Origin of the sequence: Actinoplanes sp. CA-252034 (assembly GCF_050956125.1) — a bacterium.
GTDB lineage: Bacteria > Actinomycetota > Actinomycetes > Mycobacteriales > Micromonosporaceae > Actinoplanes.
This window is the reverse complement of record NZ_CP191846.1, coordinates 8,949,207-8,969,545: the sequence shown is the minus strand read 5'-3', so window position 1 is coordinate 8,969,545 and position 20,339 is coordinate 8,949,207. Positions and strand designations below refer to the sequence as shown.

The 20,339-nt window shown below is 72.0% G+C and carries 12 protein-coding genes and 1 pseudogene; 5 read left to right on the top strand and 8 right to left on the bottom strand.

Translation table 11 applies throughout. From position 1 onward, the window contains the following. Positions 1 to 32 precede the first annotated feature (32 nt). The 8 genes from ACQPZW_RS40570 to ACQPZW_RS40535 form a co-directional block, all read right to left on the bottom strand. Entirely contained in the window at positions 33 to 3,449 is a 3,417-nt protein-coding gene (locus tag ACQPZW_RS40570; RefSeq protein WP_433791352.1) for a TIR domain-containing protein, read from the bottom strand. Positions 3,450 to 3,639: 190 nt separating this feature from the next. Further along, positions 3,640 to 4,407, bottom strand: coding sequence for an ABC transporter permease subunit (locus ACQPZW_RS40565; RefSeq protein ID WP_433791351.1), 768 nt, complete (start codon positions 4,405 to 4,407; stop codon positions 3,640 to 3,642). A gap of 2 nt (positions 4,408 to 4,409) precedes the next feature. Then, complete coding sequence (locus ACQPZW_RS40560) at positions 4,410 to 5,330, bottom strand: ABC transporter ATP-binding protein (protein ID WP_433791350.1); 921 nt, start codon at positions 5,328 to 5,330, stop codon at positions 4,410 to 4,412. A 40-nt stretch (positions 5,331 to 5,370) separates the two neighbouring features. Next, on the bottom strand, positions 5,371 to 5,643 hold the full coding sequence (locus ACQPZW_RS40555; RefSeq protein WP_433791349.1) for a LysR family transcriptional regulator: 273 nt from the start codon (positions 5,641 to 5,643) through the stop codon (positions 5,371 to 5,373). A gap of 72 nt (positions 5,644 to 5,715) precedes the next feature. Then, positions 5,716 to 7,836 (bottom strand): peptidase domain-containing ABC transporter, encoded by a 2,121-nt coding sequence (locus ACQPZW_RS40550; protein WP_433791348.1) that lies wholly within the window; start codon positions 7,834 to 7,836, stop codon positions 5,716 to 5,718. Next, positions 7,833 to 10,745, bottom strand: coding sequence for a type 2 lanthipeptide synthetase LanM family protein (locus ACQPZW_RS40545; RefSeq protein ID WP_433791347.1), 2,913 nt, complete (start codon positions 10,743 to 10,745; stop codon positions 7,833 to 7,835). Before ACQPZW_RS40545 ends, ACQPZW_RS40550 begins: the two co-directional genes overlap by 4 nt. 94 nt (positions 10,746 to 10,839) lie before the next feature. Beyond that, positions 10,840 to 11,031: a hypothetical protein gene (locus ACQPZW_RS40540; RefSeq protein ID WP_433791346.1), complete on the bottom strand. Its 192-nt coding sequence runs from the start codon at positions 11,029 to 11,031 to the stop codon at positions 10,840 to 10,842. A 127-nt stretch (positions 11,032 to 11,158) separates the two neighbouring features. Beyond that, positions 11,159 to 12,409, bottom strand: a complete 1,251-nt coding sequence (locus ACQPZW_RS40535; protein WP_433791345.1) for a helix-turn-helix domain-containing protein — start codon at positions 12,407 to 12,409, stop codon at positions 11,159 to 11,161. A gap of 187 nt (positions 12,410 to 12,596) precedes the next feature. Here ACQPZW_RS40535 and ACQPZW_RS40530 point away from each other — a divergent pair, with 187 nt between their 5' ends. The 5 genes and pseudogenes from ACQPZW_RS40530 to ACQPZW_RS40510 all read left to right on the top strand — a co-directional run bounded on the left by ACQPZW_RS40530 (position 12,597) and on the right by ACQPZW_RS40510 (position 19,775). After that, the gene (locus ACQPZW_RS40530; RefSeq protein ID WP_433791344.1) at positions 12,597 to 13,097 is read left to right on the top strand and encodes a hypothetical protein; all 501 of its coding nucleotides are present in this window, start codon (positions 12,597 to 12,599) and stop codon (positions 13,095 to 13,097) included. Continuing rightward, complete coding sequence (locus ACQPZW_RS40525; RefSeq protein ID WP_433791343.1) at positions 13,097 to 14,488, top strand: hypothetical protein; 1,392 nt, start codon at positions 13,097 to 13,099, stop codon at positions 14,486 to 14,488. The genes ACQPZW_RS40530 and ACQPZW_RS40525 overlap by 1 nt, the downstream gene beginning before the upstream one ends. After that, positions 14,485 to 15,834, top strand: a complete 1,350-nt coding sequence (locus ACQPZW_RS40520; protein ID WP_433791342.1) for a vWA domain-containing protein — start codon at positions 14,485 to 14,487, stop codon at positions 15,832 to 15,834. The genes ACQPZW_RS40525 and ACQPZW_RS40520 overlap by 4 nt, the downstream gene beginning before the upstream one ends. A gap of 25 nt (positions 15,835 to 15,859) precedes the next feature. Next, entirely contained in the window at positions 15,860 to 16,972 is a 1,113-nt protein-coding gene (locus ACQPZW_RS40515) for an ATP-binding protein (protein ID WP_433791341.1), read from the top strand. After that, a pseudogene (locus ACQPZW_RS40510) lies at positions 16,921 to 19,775 on the top strand (DUF5682 family protein). The gene ACQPZW_RS40515 and the pseudogene ACQPZW_RS40510 overlap by 52 nt, the downstream one beginning before the upstream one ends. The last annotated feature ends 564 nt before the right edge of the window (positions 19,776 to 20,339 follow it).

Here is a 20,339-nt window from a genome sequence, read left to right as displayed (position 1 = left end):
GATACGGCTTCTCCGGCCCGCCCGGGGGCACGTCATGATCCGCAGGTCGGGCGATGCGGCAGCTCCGGGATGTAGAGCGCCCATTCCCCGGTGGTGAGGCCCCGGCCGCTGATCGCGCACGCGGCCCGGACCGGATCGTCGGTGACCTCCTTCGGCGCCGTGGCGTCCCACATGGTGATCTTCAGGTTGGTGGCGGTGCCGAGCGTGCCACCGGCCGCCAGGGTTCGCCCGTCCGGGCTGAAGACCGTGTAGACGCTCTGCAGGTCGGGTGTCTTCAGCACGGCGTACCGGATCGGTGTGCTCGGATCGCTGATGTCCCACAGCATGATGGAGTGGTCCATCCCGGAGGTTCCGAGGGTGCGCCCGTCCGGGGTGAACAGCGCCCAGAGCACCTGGCTGCTGTGTGCGGGGAGGACGGTGAGCCGGGATGGCTGGGCCGGGTCGGCGACGTCCCACAGGCTGGTGGTGCCGCTGTTGTTGGTGCCGGCCGCCAGGATGCGCCCGTTCGGGCTGAACTCCAGCGAGGTCGCCCGGTAGCTGGTGTAGTCGGAGATCCCGATCGACGCGATCCGGACCGGGGCGGACCGGTTGGTCATGTCCCACATCGAGATGTTGAAGCCCTCGGCGACGGCCATGAGGTGCCCGTCCGGGGAGAACGCGATGGAGCCCAGCGCACGGTTGGGGAAGGTGAGATCGGTCAGCTTGACCGGTTTCGTGCGGTCGGACACGTCGTACACCGCGGTCTTGCCGTCGGCCCGCCCGACGATCAGGGTCTTCGCGTCGGCGCTGATGCTCGCCACCCAGACGGCCGCGCCGGGCTCCACGATCCGGGACAGGAGCACGGCCTCACCCGGCCGGGTCACGTCCAGCAGCGTGGTGACGTTGTCGGTGCCGACGGCGTACATCGTCCGGCCGTCGTTGCTGACCATCATCCCCACCAACGGGCCGGTCCCGAGCCGCACGTCGGCGCCGGCGCCCGGCGACGACGGATCGGTCAGGTCGTACGACGCCGAGTTCCCGTCGCGCCGCGCGGTGATCAGCGAGCGGCCGTCCGGTTTGAAGGCGAACCCGGCGAGCCCGCCGGGGAACGGGCCCGGGATGTTGGTGGAGGGGTCCCGCGTGTAGCGGCCCTTGGGGCTCCACAGGGTCGCGATGGAACGGTCGCCGGCGGCGATCAGCGTCCGCCCGTCCTGGCTGAAGGCCATCGACCGGACCGGTCCGCCACGGGCGGTCATCGAGGCGATCTCCGTGTTCAGCGTCGGCCATCCGCCGTTGTGGTCGACGCTGACCACGATGGAGGTTCCGGCGGAGCTTCCGATGGCCAGCATGTCGCCGGCCGGGGTGAACGCCATCGAGGTGAAGTCGGCGTCCCCGGGGCCGGCCGGAACCGAGTCCCAGGCCTGCGGGTCGGTCGGATCGGACACGTCGAAGACGTACACGTAGTTGCTGGGCCCCTGCATGGCGACCACCGGGACCTTCGGGTTGAACTCGAACGCGGCGTCGATCACCTTGGTGCCCCAGCCGACGTCGAGCTTGGCGCCCCGCACCGGCGCGGTCCGGTCGGTCACGTCCCAGGCGACGATGTCGTCCCCGCTGGTGACGGCGGTCCGCCCGTCGGGGCCGAACTTCAGCGGGGCCACTGCGGTCAGCGTGGACTGGCGGACCGGGGTGTCGCCGGTGACGTCCCACAGGACGGTGTTCCTGTCACGGTTGCTCGTCGCGACGGTGCTCCCGTCCGGGCTGAAGTTCACCGCGGTGATGCCCGCGGCGTCGGCGAGCGGCGTCTTCCGTACCGGATCGGCCGGTTTCGTCACATCCCATCGGGTCGCCTCCGCGCTCCCGTCGAAGACGACGAGGGTTCGTCCGTCGCGGCTGACCGCGAGCGACTTGGCCGTCGTGCCCGCGGCCTGCAGCGTGGCGACCAGGACCGGCTCGGCCGGGATCGTCGTGTCCCACAGCGTCACCGTCCCGCCGGTGCCGGTGGTGGCGACCACCTGACCGGTGAGGGCCTCGACGTCGATCACGTCACCGATCTGCCCGGCGTAGGTCGACGCCATCGCGAGGCGGCTGACCTGGTCACGTGTCGTCGTGTCGTCGTGCAGGCTCTGCGCCGCCACGGCCAGCCGCAGCGCCTTCCTCGGGTCTTCCGTGATCATGGTGCGGGCCCGCGACATCAGCCGCTGGTTGATCACGATGCGCTGCTGGAGCTCGGCCGCCTCCCGCTGGCGGCGGGCCTCCTCGGTCGCGTCCCGGGCCAACTGCTCCTGGCGTTTGCGCTCCTCCTCGGCCTGGCGGGCCAGCTCGCGGTGGTGCTCGGCGATCCGCTCCTGCTCCCTGGCCCGTGCGGTCGCCTGGTTCGCGAGGTCCTGCTGGGCCTTCGCGTTCGCCATCTCCCGCTCGGCGCTGGTCCTCTGCTCCGCGGCCTCCTTGGCGGCCTCACCGGCGAGCTTCTGCTGCTTTTCGGCGTACGCCTTCTGGCGCTCCGCGTTGGCCTGCTGGGTGGCGGCACTCGCCTTGAACCGCTCGGCGTTCGCCTGTTCGCGCCGCGCCTCCGTGGAGGCCTCCTCGGCGAGTGCCTGCTGCTGACGGGCGAGCTCCTCCTGCCGCTTGGTCTCGGCCGTCGCCGTCCGGGCCCGCTCCTCCTGCACCCGGGCGTTCGCCAGTTGAGTCTGGGCGTTCGCCTCCTGGGCCCTGGCGTTCGTCTCCTGGCGCTGCGCCTCCGCGGTGGCCCGTTCCGCTGTTCCGCGCTGCTCCGACGCCAGCCGCTGCTGAACGAGGGCCTCCGCCGCGGCGACGTTCGCCCGTTCCGCGTTGCGCGCCGCGACCACGCCGGTCATCGACGTGACCAGGGTGAGCAGGACCAGCGCCGTCGCGGCCACCGCCGAGAGCCGCCGGGTGCGGCGGTGCTGACGGACGTCCTCACCCTCCAGCTCGTCCTTGCTCACCCCGTGCATCGGTGCGGCGAGCTGGGCGATCGCGTCGCGGAACCGGACGTGTTGCAGGCTCAGATGCAGGTCGTCGCGAGCCCAGCGCAGGTCGAGGTAGAGCGGCTCCTCGGCGAAGACGCCGCGGAGCGCCTCCGGCACCGCCGTGGAGTCGGCGGTGAAGTCTCGCGCCACCGGGTCCCAGCGCCACTCGCCGTCGGTCACCACCGGCAGGATGCGGTCGGGTGACTTCGTCGCCAGCCAGTGCTCGATCTCCCGGTTCACCCACGGTGAGCTCGCCGCCTCGGGGGAGGCCAGCAGCACGAAGTGCTTCGAGCCGTCCAGCGCGTCCTGGATGGACGTCCACAGCTTCGGCGTGACCGACAGACCGGTCTGGTCCCGGAAGATCCACAGGGCCCGCCGGCGGTGCCATGGCTTCGCCAATCGATGCAGACCCCGTTGTACGGCGGGTGCGAGCCGCCCGTCGGCGGCGTGACTGTACGAGATGAAACCATCGAACGGCATGGTGGATCCCCGTGGTCGGTGTAATCGACGGGGGACGATTCTCCACGGCACCGGCCCGCAGGTAAAGCGGCGAATCGCCCGGAGGGGACGATCCCGCGTGGCGGGGCAGCCGCCCATGTGATTTCATCTATGCGGGCCGGGCATTCTCCCCCGTGGATGCCCGGCCCCCATGATGCCGGCCTGCATGCGATCAGGCGTCGCGGCGTCGCACCGCGAGATAGCCCGCGGTGAGTGCGGCGACCGTCCAGGCGACGAGCACCGCGAGTCCGGTCCAGCCGTTGAGGACCGTGTCACCCTGCGGCTCCCGGTAGAGGATCTGCCCACCGGCGACGTCCGGCAGGAACTGGGCCACCTTCCCGACCTTGGGGATGCTGGTCAGGATCGTCGAGACCATGAAGAACAGCGGGAACAGCAGGCCGATCGTCAGGGCCGAGCTGCGCAGCACGGCGGCCAGCCCCATGGCGAAGACGCAGAGCAGTGTGGTGTAGACGATGCCGCCGACGATCGCGCGGAGCACGCCCTCGTCGGAGAGCGCCACCGCGTGCTCGCCCAGCATCACCTGCGTGGCGGCGAACGTGGCGATCACCACGACCGTCGAGGCGGCCAGCGCGACCAGGCTGCCGGCGGCCGTCTTGGAGGCGTAGAACAGGCCCCGGCGCGGCACCGCGGCCAGCGAGCTGCGGATCGTGCCGGAGGTGTACTCGGTGGTCACGGTCAGGACGCCGAAGATCACCAGGGCGAGCAGGCCGAGGCGGATCGAGCTGAGTCCGGAGCCGATCGGGTCGAACGCGGCCCGCTCGGCGGCGTCCAGGTCGGCGTAGGTCTTGTGCAGGTACCAGCCGGACGGCACCGCCAGCGCCAGGCTGACCGCCAGGAACGCGCCGAGGTTCCAGAACGTGGACCGCAACGTACGGATCTTGTGCCACTCGAACGAAAGGGCTGCGCCGAAGTCCGCCACCGTCACACCTCCTGCTTCGCGCGGTAGTCCACCGCATCGGCCGTCAACTGCATGAACGCCTCCTCGAGCGAGGCGACCTGGGGACTGATCTCGTACACCGTGATCTGGTGGCGGGCGACGAGCGCGCCGACCGTCTCGAGCGTGGTGTGCAGCGCCTCGAGCGTGCCGTCCGGTCCGTCGGCGACCTCGATGCCGGCGCCGGCCAGCGCGTCCCGGGCCTTCTCCGGCTCCGGGGTGCGGATGAGGATGAACGAGCGCGAGTTGCGGCTCACGAACTCGGTCACCGAGCTGTCGGCCAGCAGGCGCCCCTGCCCGATCACGATCAGGTGGTCGGCGGTGAGCGCCATCTCGCTCATCAGGTGACTGGAGACGAAGACCGTGCGGCCCTCGGCCGCCAGGCGCTTCATCAGCGCCCGGATCCACAGGATGCCCTCCGGGTCGAGGCCGTTGACCGGCTCGTCCAGCAGCAGCACCCGCGGGTCGCCGAGCAGCGCCGCCGCCACCCCGAGCCGCTGCGCCATGCCGAGCGACAGGCCCTTGGCCCGCTTGCCCGCGACCCCGCTCAGGCCGACGATGTCCAGCACCTCGCCGACCCGGCTCGCCGGGATGCGGTTGCTACGGGCCAGGCCGTCCAGGTGCGCCCGGACCGTACGGCCACTGTGCACCCCCTTGGCGTCGAGCAGCGCCCCCACGTGGCGCAGCGGCTGCTCCAGCCGGTCGTAGCGCTTGCCGTCGACCAGCACCTCGCCGGACGTCGGCCGGTCCAGCCCGACGATCGCCCGCATGGTGGTGGACTTGCCGGCGCCGTTGGGGCCGAGGAAACCGGTGACCCGGCCGGGCCGGACCTCGAAGGAGAGGCCGTCGACCGCGGTGGTCCTGCCGTACCTCTTGGTCAGTCGTCGTACTTCGATCGCAGCGCTCATCGCACCTTCTCGCTTGTCGGAACGGACACGGGTGAACGGGTCAGGCCGCGACCGGGACGTTCACGGTGGTGGTGGTCTTGATGCCGGCCATCAGCACCAGCACGGCCTGCGCGGACGGCAGCATCAGCCGCCCGGCCCGGGTCAGCACGGCCCCGTTGGTGTTGCGGGCGAACAGCCGGGTGCCGAGCGTCTGCTCCAGGCACTTGATCTGGTAGCTGACCGCCGGCTGCGAGTAGCCCAGCGATCTGGCCGCCAGGTCCATCCGGCCGTGCTGCGCGACGGAGACGAAGGCCTGCAGTTCCCGCTCGTTCATGACATCCCCCGTGATATCTGACTGATGCAGCTTTACTGTAGTCATCAGAGTAATAAGGGAGTGTTGCAGAGGTCAAGACTTTGATGACAGCGGTAATCTCGCGGCTTCCTCGTAGAGCGAGCGGTACAGGCCCGCATCTCGTCGCAGCTGCTCATGGCTGCCGGTGGCGACCACCCGCCCGTGGTCCATCACCACGATCAGATCGGCGTCGAGGATCGAGGTCAGCCGGTGCGCGATGATGATCCGGGTCGCCCGCAGGCTGTTGAAGAACGCCGTCACGGTCGACTCGGAGAGGTTGTCCAGAGAGCTCGTCGCCTCGTCCAGCACCACGATCGACGCCTCCTTGAAAGCGGCCCGGGCCAGCGCTATCCGCTGCCGCTGCCCGCCGGAGAAGTTCTGCCCCAGCGACGCCACCGGAGTGTCGTATCCCAGTGGCAGCGCCGCGATCTCGTCGTGCAGCCCGACCCGCCGGGCCGCCTCGTGCACGCGGGCCTCGTCCGGATCGCCCGCTCCCCAGGCGATGTTGTCGCGGACCGTCCCGTACTCCAGCACCACGTTCTGCGGCACGTAGGCGACCGTCTCGTAGAACCGGTCCCGGTCATGAGCGCCCAGTTCGACACCGCCGATCAGGATCCGGCCCGCGTCCGGCCGGTGCAGGCCGACCAGCAGGCGGGCCAAGGTGGACTTGCCGCAGCCGGACGGACCGACGATCGCCACCTTCGCGCCCTCCGGCACGTGCAGTGAGGTGCCGTCGAGAACCCGGCGGCCGAACGAGCCGTACCCGAAGGACACCCCCTCGATCACGACGTCGCCGGACGGGCGATCCGGCGCTTCGCCCCGGAAGAGGTCGTCGGCCGGGCGCAGCAGCACGTCGGCGATCCGGGCCAGCAACGAGCCGGCCTGCGCCAACCGCGTGATCGAGCCGGCCAGCACGTTGACCTGGCCGAGCAGCAGTCCGGTCAGAGCCTGCACCGACACCACCAGCGAGACACCCGGCGCCGACCGGCCGGCCAGAGCCTGCTGCAGGATCACCACCGGGCCGACGAACATGACACCGGCCAGCACCGCGTCGAAGACACCCTGCACGGTCTGCAGCCGGTCGCTGTGCCGTTGCGCCGCGTCGCTGCGCCGCTGCCACTGGTCGGCGTAGACCGCCTCCATGCCGTTGGTCTTGATCAGCTCCAGGCCGGAGATCGCGGAGAGCTGGGTGGCCTGCAACTCCGCCTGCGCCCGCGTCTGGGCATGTGCCAGCCGCCGCACGGTACGGGCCGCGGCCATCGTGCCCACCGCCAGCGCCGCCATCAACAGCAGGGTGGTCACGAGAGCCGCCGTCGAGACGGCCGCCAGCCAGCCCAGCAGCACCACCGTCACCACCACGGCGGCCAGCGCCACGATCAGGTCGTTGCAGAGCAGGACGCGCAGGCGGTGCACCGACTCCAGGGTGAACATCAGGTCGCCGGGGCCGCGGTTCTCCACGAAGGCGTACGGCAACCGCAGTAGCCGATCGAACACGGCCCCCGCCAGGGACCGTCCCACCGCCGCCGACGCCACGATGCCGGCCACCGTGCGCACGAACAGCAGCAGCGCGAACGCCAGACCGACCCCGGCCAGCAGCGGCCCCGCCGACAGCCCGCCCGGCCGGTCGCCGAACAGCTGCTCCAGCAGCCACGGGATGCCCAGCGGCACCAGCGAGCTGATCAGCGACAGCACCAGCACGAGACCCAGCAGGCCGCGACGCTGCCAGGCGAAACGGCCCAGCACCCGGGCGCCCGACGGTGGCCGTGCCCGGACCCGGCGCGACACCGGATCGGCGGTCACCGCCAGGCCCGAGAAGCTCTCGGCGAACTCCTCGGCGCTGACCCGGCGGCGGCCCGCCCCCGGGTCGAGCAGCGTCACGCCGCCCGCGTCGAACCCGGTGACGACCACGAAGTGCGACCGTCTCCAGTGGCAGATCGCCGGGCGGCCGAGCGCGGCCAGCCCGGCCGGGGTGGTGCGGTAGACGCGCGGGCGTACCCCGTTCTCCCGCAGCACGGTGGCCAGGTCGGCCACGGTCAGACCGTCCCGGCCGACCCGGTACCGGGTGCGCAGGTCGTGCATCGGCACCCCGGCCCCGGCCGCCTCCAGCAGCATGGCGCAGCAGCACAGGCCACACTCGGTCGGGCCGAGCTGCTCGACGGCGCGCAGGCGGCTCACGGCGTGTCCCGGCGGAACGTCAGCGGTGAGGCGACGTCCACCTCACCGGTGCTCAGGAGCAGGCCCATGCCGACGCCGGCGAGTCCCACGTACAGCGAGTCGTTGAGCACCGACTTGCCGGAACGGGCCCGCAGCGCCCGCGGCAGGATCCGGGTGACCAGCTGGGCCCGGCGGTCCTCGGCCCGTTCGGCGGCCCGCCCGGAAACGTCCCAGCGAGCGGCCTGCGCGAGGATCAGCAGGTTGCCGACGTCGCCGTGACACAGCGACAGGTTCAGGCCGAACCCGTCGACCGCCACCGTCTCGGCGAGCCGGGTCACGTCGGCGCCCGGCCCGGCCGGCACGGACTCCCCGGCGCCCAGCCGCTCGCTGTAACCGAGCAGCACACCCGGCGTCCCGTGGCACCAGCCGCGCGCGGCCCGTTCCGGCGCACGGTCGCTGATTGCCCAGTGCTGCTCGTCGTGATTCCAGAGGCCGTCGTGAGCGTCGGCCAGGTCGGGACGGGTGACGCCGTACCGGGCCAGCGCCGCGAGCGTGCCGCTGGTGCCGTGCGCGAATCCGCTGTACAGCGACGTACCGGCCGGGGCCGTCCCGGTCAGGTGCCGGAACGCGGCCTCGGTCACCGCCGGCCGTCCGACAGTGATCGCCGCGGCCAGCAGACCCGCCGAGCCCATCAGGAAGTCGGTGTCGGTCATCGCCGGAAGATCGGCGGGAAGCAGGTCCCACAACCGGGCGCCCATCTCGCTCAGCTCGTCCGAGCCGATCAGGCGCCCGGCCTCGATCGCGGTGAAGGCCACCCCGGGATATCCGCCGCACAGCCCACCGGCCACCTCGCGGCGTCGCCGCGCCGGATCGTCCAGCAGCGCCCGGACCCGCGGGACCAGTGCCTCGCGGGCCAGCTCCCGGTGCCTCGGCTCGTCGAGCAGTACTCCGGCCGAGGCCAGGAACAGCGCCAGTCCGGGCACCCCGGCGTACAGGTCGTCGCCGAGCTCGTCGACCCGCCACGGATGCTCCTGCGTGGTGTCCCGGATCGTCGCGCCGACCCATCCGGGGCGGCCACCGGCGAACCCGGCCCGGTCGTGCAGCTCACCCGCGATGTCGCCGACCACCTGCCGGATCCGGCCCGGAATCCCGGACCGGGAGGCGCGGCGCATCGCCGGGAGGTACGCCGGAGCGTCGCACTCCGGTCCGGTCAGGTCCACATAGGCCGCCCGGATCACCCGCAGGTTGAGCTCCCGCTCCGCCTCGGACATCGCCCGCAACCCGTCGATCGCCTGGTCCAGTGGGGGCTGATCGAGCACGTCGGCGATCGGGCGCCCCCGGTGGTGCACCCGGGTCGACCCGGTGCGCAGCGTGAAGAACGGGATGTCGCCCTGCAGCAGGTCGTCGATCTCGGCGCGGACCACGGCCGGCGTGAAGTGCTCGACGCGGCCCAGCCCGACCCGGTGCAGCAGCATCCGCTTCGCGGCGGTGTCCTGCTGGAACGCCGGGTGCGCGGAGGTTCGCAGCAGCTTGTAGTACTTGCCGGTGGTCTCCAGCACGGCGCGGATCGGCAGGTCGGCGAAGAGCTCGCGCAGCCACGACTCGACCCGCTCCCGGTCGCCGGCGGCCCAGTCCCAGCACTCGGCGAAACCGCGGCACAGCTCGGCCAGCTCCACCGCCCGGGGCACGGTCAGCGGACGGACCGCCGGGGTGTCCACCGAGCCGGTCACCATGGTCACCCGCGGCTGGTCGCTCCCGAAGTCCTCCAGGGCCGGCACCGGCGTGACCGCGCGCTGGCCCGGCACGTACCCGAGGAAGCCGATGTCGATCGACGCGGTCTTGTCCGCCGGGTCGGAGATCCGGGTCGGCAGGAAACCGGTGGAGAAGACGGTGTGCGCCAGCGTCTCGCCCGCCGAGCCGGCCCCCGCCGAGCCCGCCCGCTGGTTGACGCTGAACAGCGACTCGGCGTCGACGACCACCGGCAGCCCGCCGTGGTTGAGCACGTTCTCGTAGTGCATGTCCCCGGCGCGCAGCAGGTGCAGGACACCGAGCAGACGGCCGGCGGCCCGGAAGTAGCGGGCCTCCTCGATCGCCGGCGCCCGGTCGGCGTGCTCCTGCCAGCCGACGCCGTTGCCGCACCACACCCCGAGCACCGGCAGGTCGAAGCCGGCCGCCGCCCCGATCCGGCCGACGAACGTGTTGTAGGCCTGCTCAGCGGCCATCGGGCGCGGTTTGTAGACGAGCACCCGGCCACCGCCGAACGTCAGCCGGCACACCGTCTGACCGCCCGCGTGGGTGTCGCCCAGGCCGTACCCGATGTCGTGCAGTTGAACGAGGCCCCCGCCGGTCGCGGAGCGCGGCAGCGTGCCGTCGGCGACCGCGGCGGTCGTCGCCGCCAGCATCCGCCGCGCGTGCCGGAGGGTGTTGCGGGTCAGCACACCGAGCTGACGTCGCAGCTCGGGGAAGACCTCGCCCAGGGTCACCCGGAAATCGTCACGTCCGGCGAGGTCACAGAAGTGCCAGAGACGCTCCTCGGCGGTCTCTCCCGGCAGGGCGCCGGCCCGGCGCACAAGATCCAGAGCGACCACGAGGGTACGCACGGAGGCGTCCTGCACGCGGCCGGCCAGCCAGTCGATCAGCCCGTCGGCGAACTCCCCGGCCCGGTGGGCGGTCAGCGGCGAACCGGCGAACACCAGCTCGGCGGCGGACCGGTGGCGCGCGCTCCAGGCCCGCGCGAACGAGTCGAACCGGGCCGGCCCGGCGATGTCCCGCCACGTGGACCGGGCGGCCAGGGCGGTCAGCTCGCCGGTGCGGTCGGCCGGGGGATCTCCGGCATCGGCCGGCAGCTCGGAGATGCGGCTGAGGAATCCGTGCAGAGCCGCGGGATCGGTGTACTCGGGAAAAAGGGGTCGGACGTCTTTCAGTCGCATTCCACCACTCGCATCCGGAAACGGCCACGGGGCCCGTGTCGGCACGGGCCCCGTTGGCATTCTCTTCTTGAAGGTCGCCGATGCCGTTCTGTCGTCAGTCGCCGCTGCCGCAGAGGCGCTTCGGCACCGAGCACTCCCAGGAGACCGTGCACACCCAGCCGATGGTGCTCGTGCCGGGAACCGTCCACAGACCGCCGGCCTCCTGCGCCGCGTCCAGGTCGATCTCCTGCTGGCTCAGCTCGGCGGCGATGTCCCCGGCGGCGGCGAACTTGTCGTCGTGGCTCATTCTCGGATCCTCTCGATGGGGCGGGGTGTCTCCCGCCGTTGAGAACCACGACACCAGGAATCAGCCCGGAAAGCGCGCCTTCATCGAAGAATTAAAATTGATCACCGTCAGCGGCAGAATGCATGCCTCAATGGAGTTCGTTGAGCTCGCGCCACAATTGCGAGGCCCGGCGGAAAGCGGAGATGTCCTCGGCCGCCTGGGCCGCCTCGCGCAGCGTGGCCACCGCCTCCGCGGTCCGGCCGGCCTGGGCCAGGGCGCTGCCCAGCGCGTGCAGGAAGCGCACGCCCTCCAGGCCCATCAGCCGGCTGCGGTCGACCGACGCGGCCATCGCGACGGCCCGCTCCGGATCGCCGGTCGCGATCGCGTAGCGCACCTCGAGGGCGGCCAGCCGGTTGGCCTCGGCGCCCGACTCGGCGGCCGTCGCCGCGCGCGCCGCCGCCATGTGCTCCTCGATCGTCTCCGGCGCGGCCCGGACGTCGAGCAGAGTCGACACGGCGGCCCGGCTGAACCGGGCCCAGTCCCGCAGCGACGTCCGCGGGTTGGCCAGCATCCGCCGGGCGCCGTCGAGCAGCTCCAGCGACCGGTCCGTCTCGCCGGCCGAGGCGAGCGCCAGGCTCGCCGCCCACTGCGCCCGGCCGCTGATCGACGGGCTGCCCAGCGCCTCGGCCATCGCCAGCATGCTGTTCACCAGGCGGACGATCTCCGCGCCGCCGCCGGCCTCGGCCAGCACCGAGATGTGCACGGCCAGGAGCTTGATGTGCTCGCTGCCGTGCCGGAACGCGGTGCCGTCGATCTCCTGGCCGGCCTGCTCCACGTGGGTGAACGCCTCGTCCAGCCGGCCGACGTCACGGGCCGCGGCGGCCAGCGACACCCGGATCCGCACCCGGGCCTCCGGCACTCCGGCGACCTCGGCCACCGGCAGCAGCCGGGTCAGCAACTCATACCTCGCGTTGCGGTCGCCGCGCATCTCCACCACCCGGTCCAGCGCCAGCCCGTGCGTCAGGGTCGCGTGCGGATTGCCGGAGGCCAGAGCGGCGGCGAAGATCGCGGCGAGCCGCTCCTCGGCCTGCTCCAGGTCGCCCTGGTCGATGGCGCTGGTGGCCAGCAGCTCCTGGACCAGCTCGGCACGGCCGGCCGCGGTGTCCTCCGGCCCGGTGGGGATGTCGATGTCGCCGGCCAGGTCGCGGAGCGGCACGTTGAGCACCTTGGCCAGATGGGCGACCACGTCGAGGGTGGGCACCCGGGCACCGGACTCGAGCAGCGAGATGTACGACTGGTTGACCGCCCCGGAGGCCAGATCGCGCTGGGACAGCCCCAGATCGGCCCGCAACTTCCGGAGACGGCGACCGAACTCGGGCTGAGGCACCTGAACGACCACGAACCACTTCCTCACTGGATCGCGATGACCAGCCTCGGGATGACTTTTCATGACTATGGTAATCGCTCGCCAGGGGCTTGTCATGTTCTCCCGAGACTGCCGGAAAGCCCCTCCCCACCTCGGTCCACGCGGTTTTGTCGTACCGGTGGGATAGAACTTCGGCACCTGTTCGTGAGGAGGTCTGGTTGTGACAAGCGGGGGTGTCGCCCATGAGCGACGCAGCGCAGCGCCGGTGATCGCGCCGGTGCGACCGCGCAAGCTGGCGAAGGTGCCGTTCGTGGAGCTGGCCGACGGCCGACTGCAGGGAGTGGTGTCCAGCGGGTCCGACGTGGAGCGGGTCTACGTCTCCTCGATCACCGCGGGCGACCATGGCCTGAGCTGCAACACCAACAACAACCGGCCGTGCGGCGGCCTCTCCGGCGGCGCCCGTGCCTGCAACCATCTGCGCGCCCTGGCCGACGCCGCCGTCGCGCAGTATGGAGTGGAGCGCGTCGCCCGCTATCTCAAGGTCGCCCTCGCCGACGGCGACGACGACCTCTGGTCCGGGCTGCACCCGACGACCGCCCCCAACCGGGCCGCCGAGGTGTTCAGCGGGTTCCTGCGCCACCTGGCCTACCTGGAGGTGCCGGCCACCGTCGAGCCGCTGCCCGAGCTGCACTGGTTTCCGGCCGCCGGGGCGGTGAGCTGATGCTGGCCGACGCGCTGCGCGCCGCACCGGCCGGTGTCGACGAGGCGTTCACCCTGATCGACGGCCTCGACGACGTGCTTGTCCACGGCCTGGCCCGGATCGACGAGGAGCGCGCCGCCGCCCTGGAGTCGTTCGCGGCCGCCTTCACCGGCTCACCGCTCGCCGACCGGGTCGCCGACTCGATCGGCAAGATCGTCGCGGGCACCGTGACCGACGATCACCTGGCCGTCCTGGCCGGCGCCCGTGCCGCCCTGACCGGCGCGGCACACGACGCCCTGCTCGGCCGGCTCGACGCGGCGCTCGGCCGGTCCCGCTCCCCGTGGGGCACGCCGCCCGGCGACGGGGCCGGGCAGTCGCTGCCCGGTGGTGATTCCCGGCCGATGCTCGCCGGCGGCCGGTCCTGGCTTCGTGAGCTGGCGCTCGCCGGCTGGCGCGGGGTCGACCACGAGCTGGCCGGCGGCGGCGCCCGGGCCGTTCAGGCGCTGCTCGCCGAGCCGTCCGGGCGCCGGCCCGCGGTGCTGCTCGACGGGTTCGCCGCCGAGCTGCGCAGCGCCGCCCCGGTCGCCACGCTCGACCGGATCCCGGTGCGCCGCTGGGCCGACCTGTGGGCGCGAGCGGTCCTGCTCTCCCAGGACGCCTTCCCCGGCAGTGCGGCCACCCCGGCCGACGGCCGGCTCGTGCTCCTCGGAGCCGACCTGCACGAGCACCCGACGGTCTTCCGGGCCCAGGCGCACGGCCTCCTGGAGACCCCCGGCGGCGAGGTGCGGCTGGTCCGGGTCAGCGTCGCCGCCGCCAAGGTCGACACGATCAGCGGCCCGTCCGCGTGGCGGATGCTCTCGGCGTTCCCGGTGTTCCGGGCGGCGCTGGCCGGGCAACGGACCGTGCAGGTCACCGGCATGCCGCTCACCCCAGCCGGCGACCTGCTCTGGGACGAGTCACGGGCGGTGCAGGGCGAGCCCGCCGACCCGTTCGCGGCCGCCCGGGTCCGGCTCGGCGGCGCCACCGCTCCGGCCGTGCCGCCGCTCGACCGGCACCCGGTCGCCATCGCCGAGCCGGTCCTGCTGGAGGGCTACACCGCCGGTGCCGAGTCGTTCGAGCTGGGCGGTGTCACGCTCGCCGTCGACACCGGCCGGCTGCCCGCCGCCGGCCCGATCACCCCGGCTCTGATCGCCGCCTCGACGGCCTGCCTGGGTCTGCTGCGGTGGGATGCCGGCCGCTGGGCGGTGCAGCCGCTCGCCGTGCAGTCGGTGGTGCGCAAGAAGCCGGTCGCCGCGCACACCGGTGACTGGGCGCTCGGCCCGACCGAGGCCAAGGCGGCCAAGGCGGAGGCCGTCGCCGGCACCGCCGTCGAGGTGCTGCGCGAGCGCGCGGGAAGGTTGCTGCGGAAATGAGCGCTGCGGAGACGCGCCGTCAGGTCCTCTACTGGCGGCTGCTGGCCCGGCTCTTCGACCCGGAGGAGCAGGCCACCCTGGAATCGGGCAGCATGGCGATCGTCGGCGACCTGGGCCTGCCGGCCGCGCTGCTCGACCCGTCCGTCTCGGTGGACACCGTCGTGCAGCGGTTCCCCCAGCTGGAGGCCGAGTTCGACGGGCTGATGAGCGATCCCGGCGACGACCGTGAGGGCGAGGTCCGCCGGGCCGCCCTGGTGTCGAAACTGTTGCTCAACGTCTTCGCCACCGGCTCCGGCAACGTGACCGCCGAGCAACTGCAGCGCTGGCAGGCCGACGCCGGCTGGTTCGAGCGTGCGATGGGGTGCGAGCCCGGCCAGTTGCGCGGGCGGGCGGCCGGTGCCGGTGCGGGTGCGGGTGCGGGTGGGGGTGGGGGTGCCGGCGCGTCCGGTGCGGGGGCCGGTCTGGGCGCCACCCTGGCCGGGATCGAGGGCGACCTGGTCAGCCGGATGCGGCTGCGTGAGGTGCTCGCCGACAACCGGCTGGCCCGGCAGCTCACCCCAAGCATGTCGCTGATCGAGCAGCTGCTGCGCGACAAGGACAATCTGGACGGAGTGGCGCTGGCCAACGCCAAGGCGCTGATCCGCCGGTTCGTCGACGAGGTGGCCGAGGTGCTGCGCACCCAGGTCGCCCAGGCCAGCGCCGGGACGATCGACCGGTCCGTCCCGCCGAAGCGGATCTTCCGTAACCTCGACCTCGACCGCACGATCTGGAAGAACCTGCCCAACTGGAGTCCCGAGGACGAGCGGCTCTACGTCGACCGGCTCTATTACCGGCAGACCGCGAAACGGATCGAGCCGGCCCGGCTGATCGTCGTGGTGGACCAGTCCGGGTCGATGGTCGACGCGATGGTCAACTGCACCATCCTCGCCTCGATCTTCGCGGGGCTACCCAAGGTCGACGTGCATCTGGTCGCCTACGACACCCGGGCGCTCGACCTCACCCCGTGGGTGCACGACCCGTTCGAGGTCCTGCTGCACACGAAGCTGGGCGGCGGCACCGACGGCACGGTCGCGCTCGACCTGGCCCGCCCCAAGATCACCGATCCGCGTAACACCGTGGTCGTCTGGATCTCCGACTTCTACGAGTGGCAGGAGCAGGCCGTCTGGGACGGCATGCAGGCCGTGCACCGCTCCGGGGTCAAGTTCATCCCGGTCGGCTCGGTCAGCAGCGGCGGTCATCAGAGCGTCAACCCGTGGTTCCGGCAGCGCTTCAAGGACCAGGGCACCCCGGTCCTGTCCGGCCACATCAAGAAGCTCGTCACCGAGCTCAAGAACTTCCTCGTCTGATCTCTCACCCTAGGAGACCGTCCCCATGAGTGACATGCTGCGCGCCCCCGCCGAGGTCAAGTACGCGGAGGAGCTGGACTGGCTGGAGTCGGTCGACGACGGCCCGAAACCGTTCTCCTGGCGCCTGAGCCCCAAGATGGTCCGCCTGTTCGTCCTCGGCTCCGAGCGTGCCGACGGGCTGGAGCGCGAGATCGCCCCGAAATGGTTCGGCGACCGCAGTTTCGTCGAGCGGTCCATCGTCACCCTCGCCTCCGACCGCGGCCTGCTGCTGATCGGCGACCCGGGCACCGGCAAGAGCTGGCTGGCCGAGCTGCTGTCCGCCGCGATCAGCCGCAACTCGACCCTCGTGGTGCAGGGCACCGCCGGCACCACCGAGGACCACATCAAGTATTCGTGGAACGTCTCGATGGTCATCGCCAAAGGCCAGTCCCGGGCCTCGATGATCCCGTCGCCGATCATGACGGCGATGGAGGCCGGGGTGATCGGCCGTTTCGAGGAGCTGACCCGGTCCACCAGCGACGTGCAGGACGCGCTGATCTCGATCCTCTCCGAGAAGTACGTGTCGATCCCCGAGCTCGACGACGACAACATCGTCTTCGCCAAGCCCGGCTTCAGCATCATCGCCACCGCCAACAGCCGCGACCGGGGCGTCAACGACCTGTCCTCGGCGCTGAAGCGGCGGTTCAACTTCGTCCGCATCCCGGTCGTGACCAACAAGAAGAGCGAGGCGGAGATCGTCCGGTTCCGCACCGAGGAGCTGCTGCGCCGGCACAACATCGAGCTGGAGGTCCCGCCCACCCTGCTCGATGTGCTGCTGCAGAGCTTCGCCGACCTGCGGGCCGCAGCCGCCGCGGCCGGCAGCGACGACGAGCGCCTGGAGTCGGCGCTGTCCACCGCCGAGCAGATCGGTGTCCTGGAGGACGCGATCCTGCACAGCAACTTCTTCGGCGCCCGCGCCCTCACCTCGGAGACCCTCGCGTCGTCGCTGGTCGGCTCGCTCGCCCGGCGCAGCCCGGAAGACCTGGCGATCCTCAACAAGTACTGGCATGGCGTGATCGAGCCGCGCAGCCGGGAGCAGAGCGGCGAGTGGGACGGCTTCCTCTCCGGCGGCCGCAAGGCGATCGCGACCCTGTCGTGAGCAGCCCCTTCGATCCGCTCCGCGACCAGTTGCTGGGCGCGGCCGAGTCACTGGCGGACGGGCCGGCCGCGCTGCCGGAGATCCTCGCCGGGATCGTCGACGACGTCGACCACGCGTTGCGCGAACCGCTGGAGATCTTCCCCGTCTGCCACCACTCGCCGGCCTCCGCGCTGGCCATGCTGCGGCGGCTCCGGGACAAACAACCCAAGGTGGTCTACCTGGAGCTCTGCGAGGACCTGCAGCCGCTGCTGACCGAGCTGCGCAACTGCCGGCTGCCGGTCGCGTTGCAGGCCTTCGCCTCCGAGCTGGACGGCTTCGCCAAGGAGTCGGCGCCGCTCTCGGTGATCGCGCCGATCACCGAGGCGTCCGCCGAGTATCAGGCGATCTCCTACGCCCTGGACACTCCCGGCGTCGAGCTGGTCCTGGTCGACCGGTCCACCGACCACGTGTTCCAGTGGCAGCCCGACGTCGCGTCACCGGCGGACACCCCCGAGCCGGAGGACGACCTGCACGGCGACGCGGTCGGCGTGGAGATCGGCGACCTGCGGCCCCGCTTCGCCGAGCTGGAGGAGCACCTGCTCCGCCACGGCCGGGTGCGGCACTGGTCGGAGTGGTGGGACCAGTATGTGGAGCAGCCACTCGCCGGGGCCGACCACGAGACGTACCGGCAGGTCATGGTCCTGATCGGCAGCCTTTTCCGGCGGCTGGCGCCGCATGACACGCGACGGTATGCCGGCGACGAGGACCGGGAGCGCTACATGTGGACCCGGATCCGCGAGCACCTCGCGCGGTCCGGCACGGACCCGGCCGACTGCCTCTACATCTGTGGGGCGTTCCATGCGGCGAGCCGGGTGCCGGAGGCGGGTTCGGCCCCCGGCACCCCCGACTTCGCGATCACCCCACGGACCGGCACGACCTGGCTGTACGGGCTGATCCCGTCCAGTCACTCGGCGATCGAGTCGCAGTTCGGACTGGCCCCCGGCTCGGTGTCGATCGCGGCCGCCACCTGGCAGAAGCAGCTGCAACGACTGCGGCTCACACCGTTCCGGCTGGAGGGGCAGAAAGGCGCCCGGAAGGCGAAGAAGGCGCTGCCGCTGCCGGCCGCCGGCAGCGGGCCGGTCGTCGACCACCTGACCGGCTATCTGGCCGGGCCGCCGGTGCTCGACGGGCTCGACGAGGAGGAGTTGCGGGGCTGGTGCGTCGACATCGTCCGGCTCGCCCGCCGTAACGGGTACCTGGCCAGCACGGCCGACGCGATCGCGGTGTTCGAGACGTCGGTGCTGCTGGCGGGGATGCGCGGGCGGGTGCGGCCGACACCGTACGACTTCCAGGACGCCGCGGTCACCTGCATCGAGAAGGACACCGTGCCCGGCCGCCGCGACGTGCGGCGCCTCTGCGAGATCCTGCTCGGCGGCGACCGGATCGGGCAGGTCGGTTACGAGGCACTGCCGCCGCTGGCGCGGGACGTCTACGACCGGCTCGCGCCGCTGGGGCTCGACCTCGAGCAGCGCAGCATCCAGCGGGCTCTGCTCGACCTGTCCGCCCGGCCCGAGCTGGCCGCCTGCTCGCACGTGCTCTGGATGCTGCGCTATCTCCTGCCCGACCAGGCGGTCCGCCCGATCATGGGCAGCCGCAAGCTCGGGGAGAGACACATCCAGGAGAGCTGGGACCTCGATCTCGGCCGCAACCAGCGTGCCGTCATCGAGCTCGGCTACGAGGGCGTCACCCTCGAGCAGGTGCTGGAGCAGCGGCTCCGCCGGGACGCCTGGGATCCGAAGGCGACCGCCGCGACCGCGCTCAAGGCCGTGGAGAACTCGCTGCTCTTCCTGGAGAGCCCGCGGCTCACCGACGAGCTCGGGGCCCGCGCGATCGAGCTGTTGTCGGCCGAGCGGACCGTCGACGACGCCCCCGACGTGCTGCGGCGGATCCGCCGGTTGCTCGGGCACTACCGGGCCACCACGCCGATGCTGCCGGCGTGGTGCGGGCGGTTCGTCATCGAGGGTATGCGCACTACTGCACACTGCTGCCGACCGCCTTCGTCGACGAGGACACCGGCGTCCGGCAGGTCGGGGCGATGCTGGGTTTCCTGTTCAGCATGGAGAGCCTGGCCCTGTCGCTGGGCTGCGACCGCACCCAGTTGGAGATCGCGGTCCAGCAGTCGCACCCGGAGTCCCCAGCCAAGATCGCGCTCCTCTGGGCGGCGCTGCACCAACTCGGGGCGCTCCCTCTGGCCGACCTGCGGGTGCGCGTCGGTGAGCTGCTCGGCAACCCTCTGGTGGTGCCGTCGTTCCCGCAGTATGTGAGCGGGTTCGTGCAGGCGCTCGAACCGGTCCCGAGGCTTGCGCCGTTCGTGGTGGAGACACTGTCCCAGGCGTTCGCGCGGCTGCCCGACCCGGTGCTGCTGCCATGGCTGCCGACCCTGATCACCACCCTGAGACGGCAGGCCGCCGAACTGGTGCCGGTACTGACACGGGAGGCGGGACGCACCTTCCCGGGTTCGCTGGCCGCTCTCGACACGTGGACCGCCCCGTGGAACGCTCCGGCCCGCACCCGGCCGTCCGCGATCCGGGCCGGCCAGTCCGGCCCGGCCGGGCCGGCGGGTCCGGCGGGTCCGGCGGCCGCCGCGGCAGCGCTGCTGGCGGACAACCCAGCCGCGGCCGATGCGGTGGCGGCCCTTCTCGGCTGTGCGGGGGAGTGGACGCCGGTGGCCGCCGCCCCCGGCGACGACATGTCGCCGGTGGTGGGCCTGCTCACGGCTCATCCTGCGACGGCGGAGGCGGTCGCCGAGCTGATCGGCGCCTGACCGGCCTCCCGGTCCGCGCTATTCGCGCGGCCCTCCGGTTCCGGCGGCGAGGGGGCCGCCGGAACCAGAGCGGCCCGGCTGTGCCGGAGCGGGCCGCCTGCGCCAGCGCGGTCGGCGGAGCTGGAGCGGCCCGGCTGTGCCGGAGCGGCCCGCCTGCGCCAGCGCGGGTCGGCTGTGCCGGAGCGGGCCGCCTGCGCCAGAGCGGTCGGCGGAGCTGGAGCGGCCCGCCTGCGCCAGCGCGGGTCGGCTGTGCCGGAGCGGCCAGGCTGTGCCGGAGCGGCTGGCGGAGCCCAAGGGCGCCCGCGAAACCGAAGCGGGCTGTCGGAAGTAGAGAGTGGTTGGAACCCAAGCGGGCCGGCTAACCGGTGCGGGCCGCTGACACTCGGGGTGTGAGACCGCCGAGGGGGTCTAGACATCATGTGAAGTCAAAGTCGGAGGTATGACTCGGGGCTTCCTGATCGAGCAGGGGCGGTTGGCGTACCCGATGTCGAGTCGGTTCGGTCACCGCCTGTAGAGGGGGCAATGGTGCCCAGATCCGGTACTGGGTGCGTCCGCCGCCTTGGC

What these genes read in the sequence shown, in the direction of transcription:
- ACQPZW_RS40545 (WP_433791347.1), bottom strand. Translation starts at nt 10,745, where the DNA reads ATGCGACTGAAAGACGTCCGACCCCTTTTTCCCGAGTACACCGATCCC.
- ACQPZW_RS40525 (WP_433791343.1), top strand. Translation starts at nt 13,097, where the DNA reads ATGCTGGCCGACGCGCTGCGCGCCGCACCGGCCGGTGTCGACGAGGCG.
- ACQPZW_RS40540 (WP_433791346.1), bottom strand. Translation starts at nt 11,031, where the DNA reads ATGAGCCACGACGACAAGTTCGCCGCCGCCGGGGACATCGCCGCCGAG.
- ACQPZW_RS40520 (WP_433791342.1), top strand. Translation starts at nt 14,485, where the DNA reads ATGAGCGCTGCGGAGACGCGCCGTCAGGTCCTCTACTGGCGGCTGCTG.
- ACQPZW_RS40570 (WP_433791352.1), bottom strand. Translation starts at nt 3,449, where the DNA reads ATGCCGTTCGATGGTTTCATCTCGTACAGTCACGCCGCCGACGGGCGG.
- ACQPZW_RS40515 (WP_433791341.1), top strand. Translation starts at nt 15,860, where the DNA reads ATGAGTGACATGCTGCGCGCCCCCGCCGAGGTCAAGTACGCGGAGGAG.
- ACQPZW_RS40555 (WP_433791349.1), bottom strand. Translation starts at nt 5,643, where the DNA reads ATGAACGAGCGGGAACTGCAGGCCTTCGTCTCCGTCGCGCAGCACGGC.
- ACQPZW_RS40560 (WP_433791350.1), bottom strand. Translation starts at nt 5,330, where the DNA reads ATGAGCGCTGCGATCGAAGTACGACGACTGACCAAGAGGTACGGCAGG.